The organism is Alcaligenes sp. Marseille-Q7550 (genome assembly GCF_965112015.1).
In genome coordinates this window covers 534567-548571 of the sequence record NZ_CBCOPU010000002.1, presented here as the reverse complement: position 1 = coordinate 548571, position 14005 = coordinate 534567, and the positions used below count along the sequence as shown (strand labels likewise).

At 61.9% G+C, this 14005-nt stretch carries 9 protein-coding genes, 3 tRNA genes and 2 pseudogenes; 4 read left to right on the top strand and 10 right to left on the bottom strand.

Annotated features, from left to right (window positions below; translation table 11 throughout):
* Positions 1 to 146: 146 nt before the first annotated feature.
* Positions 147 to 1010 carry a hypothetical protein gene (locus tag ACWPWO_RS11915; RefSeq protein WP_454006774.1) on the top strand — a complete coding sequence of 288 codons (864 nt, stop codon included), beginning with the start codon at positions 147 to 149 and terminating at the stop codon, positions 1008 to 1010.
* Between the two features lie 72 nt (positions 1011 to 1082).
* Here ACWPWO_RS11915 and dbpA read toward each other — a convergent pair whose 3' ends face one another.
* From dbpA to ACWPWO_RS11895, 4 genes are all read right to left on the bottom strand, one after another.
* A complete protein-coding gene (gene dbpA, locus ACWPWO_RS11910) occupies positions 1083 to 2471 on the bottom strand; it encodes an ATP-dependent RNA helicase DbpA (RefSeq protein WP_454006773.1) in 1389 nt (462 codons plus the stop codon).
* Positions 2472 to 2671: 200 nt separating this feature from the next.
* Positions 2672 to 2747, bottom strand: a tRNA-Gly gene (locus tag ACWPWO_RS11905).
* Positions 2748 to 2788: 41 nt separating this feature from the next.
* Positions 2789 to 2862: transfer RNA gene (locus tag ACWPWO_RS11900), tRNA-Cys, on the bottom strand.
* Positions 2863 to 2904: 42 nt separating this feature from the next.
* Positions 2905 to 2980: transfer RNA gene (locus ACWPWO_RS11895), tRNA-Gly, on the bottom strand.
* Between the two features lie 296 nt (positions 2981 to 3276).
* Here ACWPWO_RS11895 and murB point away from each other — a divergent pair.
* Positions 3277 to 4287 carry a UDP-N-acetylmuramate dehydrogenase gene (gene murB, locus ACWPWO_RS11890; RefSeq protein WP_454006772.1) on the top strand — a complete coding sequence of 337 codons (1011 nt, stop codon included), beginning with the start codon at positions 3277 to 3279 and terminating at the stop codon, positions 4285 to 4287.
* Positions 4288 to 4297: 10 nt separating this feature from the next.
* Here the strand turns inward: murB and ACWPWO_RS11885 are convergent, their stop codons facing one another.
* From ACWPWO_RS11885 to ACWPWO_RS11875, 3 genes and pseudogenes are all read right to left on the bottom strand, one after another.
* Positions 4298 to 5023, bottom strand: coding sequence for a tetratricopeptide repeat protein (locus tag ACWPWO_RS11885; RefSeq protein WP_454006771.1), 726 nt, complete (start codon positions 5021 to 5023; stop codon positions 4298 to 4300).
* 61 nt (positions 5024 to 5084) lie between these two features.
* Positions 5085 to 7321 (bottom strand): annotated as a pseudogene (locus ACWPWO_RS11880) (TonB-dependent receptor).
* Between the two features lie 127 nt (positions 7322 to 7448).
* On the bottom strand, positions 7449 to 8114 hold the full coding sequence (locus ACWPWO_RS11875) for a GntR family transcriptional regulator (RefSeq protein WP_454006770.1): 666 nt from the start codon (positions 8112 to 8114) through the stop codon (positions 7449 to 7451).
* A gap of 154 nt (positions 8115 to 8268) precedes the next feature.
* Between ACWPWO_RS11875 and ACWPWO_RS11870 the strand changes: the two genes are divergently transcribed.
* Complete coding sequence (locus tag ACWPWO_RS11870; RefSeq protein ID WP_454006769.1) at positions 8269 to 9561, top strand: C4-dicarboxylate transporter DctA; 1293 nt, start codon at positions 8269 to 8271, stop codon at positions 9559 to 9561.
* 79 nt (positions 9562 to 9640) lie between these two features.
* Here the strand turns inward: ACWPWO_RS11870 and ACWPWO_RS11865 are convergent, their stop codons facing one another.
* The 3 genes from ACWPWO_RS11865 to ACWPWO_RS11855 form a co-directional block, all read right to left on the bottom strand.
* Positions 9641 to 11020, bottom strand: coding sequence for an MFS transporter (locus ACWPWO_RS11865; protein ID WP_454006768.1), 1380 nt, complete (start codon positions 11018 to 11020; stop codon positions 9641 to 9643).
* Between the two features lie 137 nt (positions 11021 to 11157).
* The gene (locus ACWPWO_RS11860) at positions 11158 to 12417 is read right to left on the bottom strand and encodes an iron-containing alcohol dehydrogenase (RefSeq protein WP_454006767.1); all 1260 of its coding nucleotides are present in this window, start codon (positions 12415 to 12417) and stop codon (positions 11158 to 11160) included.
* Positions 12414 to 13139 (bottom strand): alpha/beta fold hydrolase, encoded by a 726-nt coding sequence (locus ACWPWO_RS11855; RefSeq protein ID WP_454006766.1) that lies wholly within the window; start codon positions 13137 to 13139, stop codon positions 12414 to 12416. Before ACWPWO_RS11855 ends, ACWPWO_RS11860 begins: the two co-directional genes overlap by 4 nt.
* 121 nt (positions 13140 to 13260) lie before the next feature.
* On the opposite strand from ACWPWO_RS11855, the pseudogene ACWPWO_RS11850 reads away from it, so the two are divergent.
* Positions 13261 to 14001, top strand: a pseudogene (locus tag ACWPWO_RS11850) (GntR family transcriptional regulator).
* The last annotated feature ends 4 nt before the right edge of the window (positions 14002 to 14005 follow it).

Genomic DNA, 14005 nt, shown 5'->3' with positions numbered 1-14005 from the left:
TCCGGCGCTCTTTACCAGAGTCAGGAGGAAGGTTGCAGAGCTGGTTCCGGGAGAGCCGCAAGCTGGGACCGACGCGCCGGCCTAACGTTTCTGAGTAAATCTCGTACGCCTTCGGGTTTATTTTTTTAAATTATTATTTAATTACGATGGTTGAAGAAATACCTTTTGCTCAATCAATGTCAATCCGAAGTGCTGGTTATGACGAGTACTGGCTTCAAGAGCAAATTTGGGGTAATCCAGTGGTCCTTGGTTTGGGTGAATTGGACGCGTTGAATAAGGAAAAACGTCAGAGCTCCGGTGGCCGGCTCGACTTGCTGCTTAAAGACCCGCAAGACGATTCGATGTATGAAGTCGAGGTGATGTTAGGCGAAACGGATGAGGCTCATATTATCCGCACCATTGAGTATTGGGATAACGAAAAACGTCGTTGGCCACAGCGCCAACATTATGCCGTTCTAGTTGCAGAAAGCATCACACGGCGCTTTTTCAATGTTATCCACATTCTTAGCCATTCAATCCCTATCATCGCTATTCAGGTAGCTCTTGTGAGCATAGGTGACCAGAAGGCGCTTCATTTTACGAAAGTTCTTGATACTTACGAAGAAATCGATGACGGTGCCGTTGGGCAAGATATTGAGGTTAATCGCGATTATTGGAATAAGAAAGCGAAGTGGACCGCTGAAAATGCAGATGTGCTTCTTTCCGTAGTCGGTCATATTTTCCAAGAGCCTCAAGTGAGCTACTTAAAAAATTACGTTTCAATTAGCGTTGGGCGGAACAACTACTTCTGGTTTCATAAACGAGGAAGAAATAAGTCTCTTTTGGGTTTTCGAATTGCTCCGCACCTTGCGGAAGAAGCGCAAAGGATTCTGGATGGAGCAAAGATATCTTTTAATAGCAAGTCAAAAAAGATTTTTCTTATAACAGACTCAGAAACTATAAATTCTAATAAGGATCTCTTCGTTCAGATTGCTAGTTTAGTTTATCGAACATGGGCTAAAGATGAGTAGATAGTTGAAATGGATTTTTTCAACGTTAGAGACCGTTAGCGAGTCAAAGCAGCCTCTGAGCCATGCCGGCATTCAAAACTCTTCCAGAAAGCGCATGCGGAACCGGCGGCCTTTGATACTGCTGTTGGAGATGCGCTCGAAAGCCTGTTTGGCGATACGGCGGTCCAGGGCGACGTAGGCGTTGTAATCGGTGATGTTGATTTTGCCCACCTGCTCGAGGCTCAGGCCGCCGTCGCCGGTCAGGGCGCCGAGCAGGTCGCCGGGGCGCAGCTTGTCCTTTTTGCCGCCTTGTATGTTCAAGGTGATCATGGGCGCCTGCAAGGAGCGGCCGGACTTGGGGCGCAGCGTCTTCAGATTGCCCCACTTCAGCGCGCTTCCCTGGTACTGCTCGATCAGATGGACCCAGCGCATTTCATCGCGTGAACACAGGCTCAGCGCCAGCCCCTTCTGATCGCCGCGGCCGCTGCGCCCGACGCGGTGCACATGGACTTCAGCGTCCTTGGTCACATCCACGTTGATGACAGCGCCCAGTTTCTGAATATCCAGACCGCGTGAGGCCACATCGGTGGCCACCGGCACGGCGCAGCTTTGGTTGGAAAACTGCACCAGAATTTCATCGCGATCACGCTGTTCCAGATCGCCGGTCAGAGCCAGAGCCTTGATCCCTTCGGATTGTAATTCCTCCACCACTTCCTGACAGCGCATTTTGGTATTGCAGAAAATCAGGGTAGAGGCGGGGCGGAAATGTTCCAGCAGCGTCACCACGGCAGGCAGGCGCTGCTCGGGGTGAACTTCGTAGAAAATCTGTTCGATCTGGCTGGCATCGTGCAGTGCTTCCACTTTGACTTCTGCAGGCTTGTACAGGAAGCGGGCGCTCAGGTTGCGGATGTTTTCCGGGTAAGTGGCGGAGAACAGCAAGGTTTGGCGACGGGGCGGGCAGTGCGAGGCAATGGCCACGATATCGTCATGAAAGCCCATATCCACCATGCGGTCGGCTTCGTCCAGAACCAATGTTTTCAGGGCGGACAAGTCCAGGTTGCCGCGCTCCAGATGGTCCTGAATCCGGCCCGGCGTCCCCACAACAACGTGAGCGCCATTGCGCAAGGCTTCTGTTTGCGGGCGCGAGGGCACACCACCGCACAGAGTCAGCATGCGCACGTTAGGAATCTGGCGGGCCAGACGACGCAGCTCGGCGGTGACCTGGTCGGCCAGCTCGCGCGTGGGGCAAATTACCAGGGCTTGTGGAGCCAGCTTGCCGGGGTTGAGGGTTTGCAGCACGCCCAGTCCGAAGGCCGCGGTCTTGCCGCTGCCGGTCTTGGCTTGCGCGATCACGTCGCGGCCTTGAAGGATGAGCGGCAGGCTCTGTTCCTGAATAGGCGTCATCTGTTCAAAACCCAGGCTTTGCAGGGTGTCCAGCAGGACGGGCAGGAGGGGGAGGGTGGAGAAGGGAATATTGGACACGATAAGGCGGATCGCAAAAACCGCAAAAGGTTGAATGGACTGAGAATGCACGTCCTGGCGGATTTTTACCAGGTTCCGGCGGAGCTTTGCAGATATTCCGGCGGCATTTCCAGGTATTGAGGAGGTTGTAACGGTTTCCCGATGGATGTGCAGGAAAAAGCAAAAAGGCCCAAACCGAAGTTTGGGCCTTTTTAGGAATTTGGAGCGGGAAACGAGTCTCGAACTCGCGACCTCAACCTTGGCAAGGTTGCGCTCTACCAACTGAGCTATTCCCGCATGTGTGCGTTTCCGCAGTACCGACTTGTGACCAGGGTTACTGGAGGCGCAAGCCGGAATCGAACCGACCTAGACGGATTTGCAATCCGCTGCATAACCACTCTGCCATTGCGCCGTGGTCGATTAAAAAGGGAAGCCTGGGCTTCCCTTAGGAATCTGGAGCGGGAAACGAGTCTCGAACTCGCGACCTCAACCTTGGCAAGGTTGCGCTCTACCAACTGAGCTATTCCCGCATATCTGTTTTCACAGAAAATCCGCCAACATTCCTGTTTGCGGCTTTACTTAAAACACCGTTTAAGTAAAGAAAGCTATTTTAATTTTGCTGTTCCTGTTTGTCAAGCTTTTTTTATTTGCCTGGCTGACTGGAACCCGCTCTTTAAAAGCGCTTTTGCTTGGCGACTGGCGCTGCAGCAAGAACGTAACTATAAAACGCGCTTGGCGTGCCTGTCAAGAAGTTCCACTCTTTTTTTTGCGATGGCCGGCCTCCCGCGCTATGCTTACTGCTTTCGTCTAGCGCTAGGTAATGGCCGTGAACAGGCAGCTCGATGTGGATCTGACTTCCTTCAACACCCTGGGATTGCGCAGCCGCGCCCGTGAGCTGGTGGTGTTCGACGATGCGGCCCAGTTGCCCGCCTTGCAGGCCTTGGTCGAGCGGGCAGGCGCATTCTTCGTATTGGGCGGGGGCAGCAATGTGGTGCTGTCGGGGCAGGTGGATCCGCTGATGATCAAAGTGCAAAGCCGGGGAATACGCCTGCTGGAAACCCGCGACGACGCCCATATCGTGGAGGCGCAGGCCGGCGAGGTCTGGCACGATTTTGTACTGCACTGTCTGGAGCAGGGCTGGCCCGGCCTGGAAAACCTGGCCCTGATTCCCGGCACGGTGGGCGCGGCGCCCGTCCAGAACATCGGCGCGTATGGCGTTGAGCTGGAGCAGCGCATGCACAGCGTGCTGGCCTGGAATTTCCGCCAGGCGCGGCTGGTGGAGCTGCCGGCGGCAGACTGCGGCTTTTCCTATCGGGACAGCCGTTTCAAGCATGACCCGGACGGCACCTGGCTGATCGTGGCGGTGCGCTTTGCCTTGCCGCGGCCTTGGACGCCTGTGCTGGACTATCCTGACCTGCGCCAGCGCAGCGCCTTGGCCGGCATGGCGGACGCCCGGGCGATCTTCGAGGCGGTCTGCGAAATACGCCGCCAGAAACTGCCCGACCCCGCGGTGCTGGGCAATGCGGGAAGCTTTTTCAAGAATCCGGTGGTGCCGCAGGTCCAGCGCGACGCCTTGCGCGAGCAGTGGCCGGGCCTGGTGTCCTATGAGTTGGGGCAGGGCTTGTGCAAGCTGGCGGCAGGCTGGCTGATCGACCAGTGCGGCTGGAAAGGCCGGCGCGACGGTTCGGTCGGCGTCCATGAACGCCAGGCCCTGGTGCTGGTCAATCATGGCGGCGCGAATGCGCAGGATATCGAGCGGCTGGCTCAGTCCATTCGCGCCGACGTGCGCCGGCGCTACGGCGTGGAGCTGGAGCAGGAACCGGTCCGGGTGGTTTGATGGATCGCGCTCACGGCAGACGCAGCTCGCGCAGCGCTTTGGTGGGGTGGGCCTGCAGATAGGCCCGCATCTGCCCCCGGAAGGCGGGATGGCCTTGTTCCCAGGCTTGCCGCAGCAAGGGCAGGGCCTGATCGGTCTTGCCCTGGTCGGCCAGCAGGCGCGCGGCGTTGAACGCCCCCCGGAAGTCCTGTCCCTGCGCGGCCCGCAGGTAGCAGGCCAGGGCCTGTTCCAGGTCGCGCGGCACGGCCCAGCCGTCTTCATGAAAGCTGCCCACGAAGCTCCAGGATTTGGCGTGCCCCTGCCCGGCCGCCTTCCGGAAGAAATCCAGCGCCTGGGCCAGGTCCGCGGGCACGCCCCGCCCCAGCGCCAGGGAAGTGGCATAGTTGTACTGGCCCCAGTCCAGGCCGGTCAGCGCCGCCTGGCGGAACCAGTAGCTCGCCATCACGTCGTCTTTTTTCAGGCCCCAGCCGTTCTCATAGCAGCGTCCGAGCAGATTCATGCCCATGGGGTGGCCTTCGTTGGCCGCCAGGCGCAGCCAGGGAATGGCTTGCGCCGGGTCGGCGTCGCAGCCCCGGCCTTCCAGATATCGTTGCGCCAGATTGACCTGGGCTTCGATCACGCCCTGCTCGGCGGCGGCGTGCAGCCAGCGCAGGGCGATTTCGGGCGGACCGGACAGGATGTCCCGCCATCCTTGGGCGTCGAGCCGGTTCAGTTCGCGGGCGGTGATCTCATGCATGGGCAAGACGGCGCGGCCCGCCCCTCAGGGCAGGCCGCGCCTTTTCCAGGTCAACTGCCTGTCAGTAGGACAGTTTCAGGTTCAGGACGGCGGAGCGTCCGGGAGCGATGCTGGCGTAGTGCGACGCGTAGGCCTGGTTGTAATACACCTTGTCGGTCAGGTTCTGCACGTTCAACTGCACGCCCACGTTCTTGTTGAATTGGTAGGCGGCCATGGCGTCGAAGCGCCAGTAGGACGGAATGTACAGTTTGTTGGCCGCATCGCCGTACTGCTTGGCGGAATAGAAGGCGCCGGCGCCCACGGTCAGCTTGTCCACGGGCTTGTAGGTGGTCCACAGGCTGAAGCTGTGCTTGGGCGTATTGGGGAAGCGGTTGCCGTCATTGGCCGAGCCGTTCGGGCCGTTGTCCGTGAGCTTGGCGTTCAGGTAGGTGTAGCCGGCGTAGACGTTCCAGCGCGGCGTGATGGCGCCCGAAGCGCCCAGCTCCAGGCCGTCCACGCGTTTCTTGCCCGCCATCTCGTAGTCGCCGTTGGCCAGCGTCACGCGGGCGTTGGTGGTTTCGGTGCGGAACACGGCGGCCGACAGGGTCATGGCATCGTCCAGCACGTTCCACTTGGTGCCCAGTTCCAGCGTGCGGTTCCTTTCCGGGGACAGCTCGTCGGTGTTGCCGCCGCTGACCCGGCCGCCGCGGCTCGAGGGCGCGGAGCCGTCGCTGCCTTCCCCGGCAGAAGCGTTGAACGGGGTGGAGGACGTGGCGTAGGACACATACACCGCGCCGTTCTGCACCGGCTTGTAGGTCAGGCCGACTTGATAGTTGACCAGGGTGTCGTTGCGGCTCAGGTCGAAGGCGCCGGACTTGTAGTGCGTGGAATAGTTGTCCAGGCGCAGGCCCAGGCCGGCTTGCCAATGTTCGTTGAATTCGATGGTGTCGAAGGCGAAGATGGAGCGGGTGTTGGTCTTGCTCTCGCTGGGGTTGCCGCTGGGCCGGCCGTTGAGCGTATTGACCCAGGGATCGCCGGGATTGGGGTCGTACAGGCTGGTGCACTGGTAGTTGGAGGCCGCGCCCACGCCCTTGAGGCAGGCGTTGGCCGCGCCCGAGCCGCTGCCGCGATTCACATTCAGCGAATCGCGTTCGCCTTTCTCGCGCGAGAATTCCAGGCCCACGTTGAAGCGGTGCTTGAGCGATCCGGTCGCGGCCTCGCCCACCAGCTCGGTCAGGTTGGCCAGGCTGTCGATGTGGCTGTCGCGGGTATTGGCGCGGCGCCAGACCAGGCCGTTGGCGACGTTGCCCTGGCTGTCGTCGGGCTGGGTCCAGACGTATTCCTGTGTGGTCCGGGTGTAGCGGGTGGTGTTGCGCAGGGTCAGGCGGCTGTTGATGTCGTGTTCGACGCCGATGGTGGCCATGTCGCTGTTGGTCTTGCGATAGTCGCTCTTCAGGCCGTAGAAGTTGTTGCGGTCCACGTCCACGGGACCGGTCAGGTCGCCGCGCGGCCAGCCGTAGGGAATGCCGCTGTCGGGGATGTCGTCCGTCTGCAGGTGGTAGTAGCTCAGCGACACGCGGGTGGGCGTGTTCAGGCCGAAGGTGATGGTGGGCGCCACGCCCCAGCGCTGGTTCTTGACGACGTCGCGGCCGGGCACGTCGGCGTCGTGATACATGGCGTTCAGGCGAAAGGCGATGGAATCGCTCAGTTGCTGGTTGGTGTCCAGCGTGCCGCGATAGTAGCTGTCGGTGCCCAGGCCCAGGTTCACGTCGGTGAAGGTGTCGGCCTTGGCGGTCTTGTTGATCAGGTTGATGCTGCCGCCGGCGCCGCCGCGGCCGCCATAGGCGCCGTCCGAGCCCTTGACCACTTCCACCTGTTCCAGGTTGAACACTTCGCGGGAGGTGGCGCCGATGTCGCGCATGCCGTCCACGTAGGTGCTGCCCTGGGCGTCATAGCCGCGGATGAAGGGGCGGTCGCCCAGCGGGTTGCCGCCTTCGCCAGCGCCGAAGGTGATGCCGGGCGTGTTGCGCAGCACATCGGTCAGGAAGTGGCGGCCTGGTCGCGGATCACTGCCTGGGGAATGATCTGCACGGATTTGGCAGTGTCCAGCAGGGGGGCCGTGAACTTCTCCGAGGCCGAATTCTGGATGTTGTAGCTGCGCTCCTGCGCGGCCTTGACCTGGATGGGGGCCAACTGTGTGGCGGATTCCGAGCCTTGCTGGGCAAGCGCCAAGGGGGAGATCAGCAGGGCGGGGGAGGCGAGCGCCGTGGCGATGCCTGTGGCGCGACGCAGGGAAGAAGGTGTGTTTTCTGGCACGATGGCTCCGGAATAGAGATGCGAATCATTATTGTTTTGAAGGAAGCAAATTATGAGTTCGTCTTTTTTCCAGAACCTGACCAGCTCCTGAAAATCGCGTGAAAAACAACAGCCTGTTTCAAAAACAGGTTCAAGCTTCGAGTATTCCCCACCAGCGCAAGGTCTGCTTCAGGTGATCCCGCACGGCTTGCATGGCGGCTTCGGCATCCTTGTTCTCCAATCTGTCCAGGATCAGCAAATGCTCTTCCATGGCCGGCACGATGCGTTCGGGCAAGGGGCGTCGTGAATGTTGCATGACATTGATGCGGTCGCAGTTCTCTTCATAGATGGCCAATGCCGACGGATTGCCCAAAGCTTGAGCCAGCGTGCGATGCAAAGACCAGTCGACCTCCATGGCCCGGATCTGGAGTGCTACGGTTGCTTGCCCCTTGCGCGCCTGTTCCAGCACTTCCTGATGCTGTTGCTTCAGCAGGGCCAGCTTCTGCGCTGGCAGGGCATGAGCCAGCAGCCGCGCTCCTTCCTGATCGAACAGGCAACGCAGGTGAAAACAGTCGTGCAGCGCTTGCGCGGTCGCCTCCAGCACCAGGACTCCCCGCTTGGGCAGTACGGATACCAAGCCGGCTGCCGCGGCGCGCTTGACGGCTTCGCGTACCGGGGCAAGCGGAAAGTCCATCAGTCTCATCAGCTCCGCAATGGATACCAGTTGGCCGGCCCGCACCTGGCCGGTAGCCAGCAGATGTCGAAAAGCCTGGAACGCCTGGGTGGCCAGCAATAGTTCATGGGAGGCCGCATGCATGGATAAGTCTCCGTTTCCTATAGGGTTTTTACTGCTGTCAATCAACATATGTTTTTCATTATATTTGAAATTCGTTTTTAAATATGTTCTGAAATGTCAGTTGAAATTCCTGCTGGCGGTTTCTTCTCTTGCAGCCTTTCTAGGGAAAAGAATCATGCGTTTTTTCTATCGGAGCTTGTTCGGGCAGGTGATTGTCGCCCTGGTGCTGGGCGTGATCGTCGGCGTGGCGTGGCCTCATTTCGGCGAGGCGCTCAAGCCCTTCGGCGACGGGTTCATCAAATTGATCAAGATGATCATCGCACCGCTGGTGTTCTGCGTGGTGGTGCACGGCATTTGCGGCAGCAGCGACCTGAAGAAGGTCGGACGGGTGGGGGTTAAGGCGCTGGTCTATTTCGAGATCGTGACCACCTTCGCCCTGGCGCTGGGCATTGCGCTGGCGTATCTGTTCGCGCCCGGGCACGGCATGAACGTGGATCCCAGCACTCTGGATGCAAGCGCCATGGCGGCTTATACGTCCCGCGTGGACCAGGCTTCCGATACGGTCGGTTTTCTGATGAAGATCATCCCCACCCCCTTCGTGGATGCCTTTGCCTCGGGCGACATCCTGCAGGTGCTGCTGATCGCCATCCTGTTTGGCTTGGCCGTGGCCATGTTGGGCGAGCGCGGGCGGCCGGTGGCCAATCTGGTGAACCAGCTCTCCCATGTCTTCTTCAAGATCATCGGCTTCATTGTTCGCCTGGCTCCTCTGGGCGTTCTGGGTGCGGTCGCCTTCACCGTGGGCAAGTACGGCGTGGGAACCCTGGGCAAGCTGGGCATGCTGGTGCTGTTGTTCTATGTGACTTGCTTCATCTTCGTGATCGTGGTCCTTGGCTTCATCCTGCGGCTGGCCGGCTTCAATATCTTCAAGCTGCTCAAGTATCTGCGCGAAGAACTTCTGGTCGTGCTCGGCACGGCTTCCTCGGATGCGGTACTGCCGCAGGTCATGCGCAAGCTCGAGCGCATGGGTGTCAAGGACTCGACGGTAGGCCTGGTGGTGCCGACAGGCTATTCATTCAATCTGGACGGCTTTTCCATCTACCTTACCCTGGCCGCCGTGTTCATCGCACAGGCGACCAACACCTCTCTGTCGTTCATGGACCTGCTGACGATTCTGGCCATTTCCATGCTGACGTCCAAAGGAGCGCACGGCGTTCCGGGCTCGGCCATCGTCATCCTGGCCGCCACGCTGAGCGCGGTGCCGGCGATCCCCGCCATCGGCCTGGTGCTGGTCCTGTCGGTGGACTGGTTCATGGGCATGGCCCGGGCATTGACCAATCTGATCGGCAATTGCGTCGGCACCGTGGTGGTGGGCGCCTGGGAAGGGGATGTAGACCGCCAGCGGGCGCATGACGTGCTGGATGGCCGCATCAAGGTGGACCTGAGCAAAGAAAGGGCTCTTGAAAACTGATTGCGCTGCGCCAGAAAGCAAAAGCCGGACTGGTTCGCCAGTCCGGCTTTTGCATGCTTCAAGTCTGCTTCAAAGCGCCTCAGGCGGACACTTCCTCCAGCGAGCGGCCTTTGGTCTCCACGCCCAGCACCAGCACCACCAGGGCGGCGATCGTGAAGGAGGTGGCCCCCAGCGTGAACACGCCGGTGTGGCCGGTCCAGGGCAGGATCAGGCCCACCAGCAGGGGGCCCAGCAAGGAGCCCAGGCGGCCTACGGACGAGGCGAAGCCTGAACCCGTGCTGCGCGAGCGGGTCGGGTAGAGTTCGGGCGTGTAGGCGTAGAGCACGGACCACATGCCGAACATGAAGAACTGCATGCACAAGCCAGCGCCGATGAGCTGCGCCACCGGCGCCTGCGCCGTGGCGACATGGCCGTAGACGAAGGCGGACGTGGCGCTGCCCACCAGCATCAGCACCATGGTCATCTTGCGTCCCCATTTCTCCAGCAGCCAGGCCGCAAAGATGAAACCGGGTATGCCGGCCAGCGAAATGTAGATGGTGTACATCACGGACTTGGTCACTTCGTAGCCGGCCTGCTGCAGCAGGGCGCCCAGCCAGGTCGTCAGTCCGTAGTAGCCCAGCAGGGCGAAGAACCAGAGCATCCAGAGCATGATGGTGCGCCGCGCGTACTGGCCCTGCCAGAGCTGGGCGAACAGCGCTCCGCGATCCTGGCGCAGCGCAGGCGCGGGCGGGCGCGGCGCGGGCAGGGGAAGCCCGCCGTTGGCGCGCACCACGCGCGCCTCGAATGCGGTGGTGACCCGGTCGGCCTGGCCGTGCTGGCCGACCTCTTCCAGCCAGCGGGGCGATTCGGGAACGTAGCGCCGGATGACGAAGACGAACAGCGCCGGCACGGACAGGGCGATGAAGATGCCGCGCCAGCCTATGTGCTCCAGCGTCAGGTAGGTCAGGATGCCGGCGCAGATGAAGCCCAGCGGCCAGAAGCCTTCCAGGATGGCGACGTAGCGTCCGCGGCTCTTGGCGGGCACGATCTCCGACACCATGGCCAGGCCGATGGGAAACTCCATGCCCATGCCAAAGCCCAGCAGGACGCGGAACGCCATCAATTGTTCCACGGTCTGGGACAGGCCGCAGGCCAGGCTGCCCACGCCCCAGAAAATCATGCTCCACTGGAAGACGGGCTTGCGGCCGAATTTGTCCGCAAGCATGCCGGCGATGGCCGCGCCGAAGAACATGCCCAGAAAGCTGCAACTGGCCAGCAGGCCGGCCTGGGCGGTGGTCAGGCCCATTTCCGCCTTGATGGAACCCAGCACGAAAGTCATGATGCCCAGGTCCATGGAATCGAAGAACCAGGCGGTGGCGATGATGCCGAAAAGCATCCGTTGATAACGAGTCATGGGCAGCCGCTCGAGGCGATTGGCCACGTTGGGGTGCTGCTGTGTTGCAGAGGGCATTGCTGTCATGGGTGTCTCCAAGTGCGCCGTTCTCGTGACGGCCTTTATTGACGGACAGTCTGCTCAAGCTTCTGGCAGGTGTTTGTTTAGCTAATATATTACATGAATGTTAGTGATATTCATGTGTGCGGGGATCATGGTATGTACTAGGTGGCGCCCGGGCTGGGCAGGCGGTCGCCGGCCAATATGCCGGCATGGGCGTGACGGATGATGCGTGCGTAGGAGTCGGTGCAGTCCGGGACGGGAAAGGCTCTGGCGAGACGCGTCACCTGCAAGGCGTCCTCCAGCAGGCGGGGCAGCTGTTCCTGCCGGATGCCGAACCCGCTCAGGTCGGACGGTATGTCCAGTTGTTCGACCAGCGTTCGCAGGCGCAGGGGCAGGGCCAGCAGGGTGTGCGCTTCATCGGGACCGCGCATGCCCAGCAGTTGCGCGATTTCCAGCAGTTCCGCGGCGCGGCTGTGACGCAGTTCGTCCAGCACGTAGGGCAGCATCACGGCATTGGTGCTGCCGTGCGATTGATGCGTCAGGCCCGCCACGGCGTAGGCGATGCCGTGCACGGCGTTCAGCCCGGCGGTGCCGTAGGACAAGGCGGCGTAGTAGCTGGCGCTGGCCATGGCGTCGCGCGCCTGGGCATCGGCGCCGTCCCGATAGGCGCGCAGCAAGTAGGCGCCGCACAGGCGGATGGCTTCGCGGGCAAACAGCATGGTCAGGGCGGAGCGGCCGCTGTAGCCGGGATCCGGGTGTCCGGCGCGGTCAAAACGCGCGGCGTCCTGGGTCAGGAACGATTCGATGGCGTGGGTCAGGGCGTCGATGCCGGCGTCGGCCGTGACCGGTGGAGGACAACTGTCGGTCAGCTCGGGGTCGATGACGGCGATGGCGGGCCGCAGCCGATTGTCCATGACGGCGATCTTGGTGGCGTTGTCCGGATCCACCAGGATCGCGCCGGGCGTGGCTTCGGATCCGGTGCCGGCCGTGGTCGGCAGGGCGATCAGGGGCAGGGCCCGGGCGCCGGGCGGCCAGACGCCGCTGTAGGTCCGGATGGGCTCGCCGGCGGGAAGGGTCAGGCACAGCGCTTTGGCCAGATCGATATTGCTGCCGCCGCCCAGGGCCAGTACATGGTCCGGCTTGCGGCCTTCCAGGCGCGCCCGTATGTCCGCCGTCGCCTCGTCGCACAAGTCGACGGACGGATCAGGCAGTCCGCCGTCGTACACCAGGACCTCGATGCCCAGTTCCCGGCAGGCCTGGAGGTGTTCCTGCACCCACTGCGTCCGGGCGGTGAAGAAGCGGTCGGTGACCAGCAGGCCGTGACGCAGCCCGAGATGGGCCAGCAGGGCCGGCAAATCGCGGCGACAGCCGCGTCCCATCAGGGTGCGGGCGGGGGGACAGAAGAAGACTTTTTCATTCATGGTCGTGTCCTAGGGAGATAGGCGGAGCAGAAGTCATCCATCAGCGCGGCGATCGCGCCGGCGTGCGAGCCCAGCACGCCGTGGCCGGCTTCGGGAAGCAGGTGCAAGGTGTTGCATGGCAGCCCGTCCGCCAGCATCCGGGCATGCGACAGGGGGCAGTCCTCGTCCTGTTCGCCGTGGATGATCAGGGCCGGGACGGGAATGCGCTGCAGTTGGTCGCGGTGATCGCTGTGGCGATTGGCCTGCCAGGTCCAGGCCACGTCCTGGCGCCCGGCGGCCTGGATCAGTCCCAGGCGGCGCTCGCGCCGGGAGATCTCATCAAGCAGGGCGGTCTCGTCCTGCGCATGGAACCACTGCGTCCGGCGCAGGCAGGCGGTGCCGGAAACCAGCACCAGAGCGCTGGGCAGCGGCGCCTTGTCTTCGAGCAATGTCAGGCAGGCCTGCAGGACGACGGATACGCCAAGGCTCCAGCCCGCCAGGACGAAGTCCTGGTCTGGCGCCAAGCGGCGCAGCATGGCGCGCAGATCCTGGACGAATCCGTCCAGGCGATAGTCCTCCCGGCAGCGGCCGCGCAGGGCGGAGCCCCGTCCGCGCAGAGGAGGCAGGCGCCAGTCCAGCCCGGCGCGGCTCGCCTGGACGACGGGCAGCCAGCCCGCGCGGGAGCCCTGGATGCCATGGCAGGCGATGACGGGCCGAGGCCCCACAGCGTCGGCAGTGCGCATATGGCTTCCTGGGGGGGATAAATGCAACTAATATATGAACTTGTTGCCGAGGGAGAGTCCAGCCGGGCTGGACGGCGGCGGGTCTGCGCAGCCGGGGCTGCGATTTCAAGGCATGGTCAGCATGGTCACAAAAAAGCGGGAAGCAGCAGTCAAAGGCGAAACGGTCGGCAAGGCACGGGTCGCCAAGCGGCGCGTGGACATCAAGGAACTGGCCGAGCCCAAGCCCAAATTGACGGACATCGCCTACGAGCGGCTGGAAGAGGCCATCATCACCTTGAAGCTGCCGCCGGGCAGCATCGTCTCCGAGCTGACCCTCAGCCAGATGTTCGACATAGGCCGCACGCCCATCCGCGAGGCCATCCAGCGCCTGGCGCGCGAGCACCTGATGCTGGTGCTGCCGCAGCGCGGCCTGTTGATTCCCGAGATCGATCTTCCCAAGCAGTTGCGCCTCATCGAGACGCGCCGGGAGGTCGAGCGCCTGATCTGCCGCAGCGCGGCGCGGCGCGCGACGCGTGAACAGCGAGAGCAATTCATGGTCTTGCATGATGCATTCCTGTAGGCTGCCGCCCAGGATGACGAAGTCAGCTTCATCCGGGCGGACAGGCAGTTCAACGAATTGGAGATCGAGGCGGCGCGCAATGAGTTCGCCGAGGGCGCCATGCGCCTGATGCACGGTCTGTCCCGGCGCTTCCGGTTCTGTCACTACCAGCAGGATTCCGTCCTGTCCGAAATGGGGAGGCTGCATGCCGAGGTCGCGGCCGCCATCGCGGGGGGCGACATGAACCAGGCGGGACAGAGTCTGGACCGCCTGATGGACCACATCGAGCAACTGGCCCGCAGCACCCTGATCTCCAGCTTGTAGCCAC

Excerpts from the sequence above, each read along its gene's own strand:
- ACWPWO_RS11870 (WP_454006769.1), top strand. The coding sequence starts at position 8,269 with ATGCGTTTTTTCTATCGGAGCTTGTTCGGGCAGGTGATTGTCGCCCTG.
- ACWPWO_RS11885 (WP_454006771.1), bottom strand. The coding sequence starts at position 5,023 with ATGCATGAGATCACCGCCCGCGAACTGAACCGGCTCGACGCCCAAGGA.
- ACWPWO_RS11865 (WP_454006768.1), bottom strand. The coding sequence starts at position 11,020 with ATGACAGCAATGCCCTCTGCAACACAGCAGCACCCCAACGTGGCCAAT.
- ACWPWO_RS11915 (WP_454006774.1), top strand. The coding sequence starts at position 147 with ATGGTTGAAGAAATACCTTTTGCTCAATCAATGTCAATCCGAAGTGCT.
- ACWPWO_RS11855 (WP_454006766.1), bottom strand. The coding sequence starts at position 13,139 with ATGCGCACTGCCGACGCTGTGGGGCCTCGGCCCGTCATCGCCTGCCAT.
- ACWPWO_RS11860 (WP_454006767.1), bottom strand. The coding sequence starts at position 12,417 with ATGAATGAAAAAGTCTTCTTCTGTCCCCCCGCCCGCACCCTGATGGGA.
- ACWPWO_RS11875 (WP_454006770.1), bottom strand. The coding sequence starts at position 8,114 with ATGCATGCGGCCTCCCATGAACTATTGCTGGCCACCCAGGCGTTCCAG.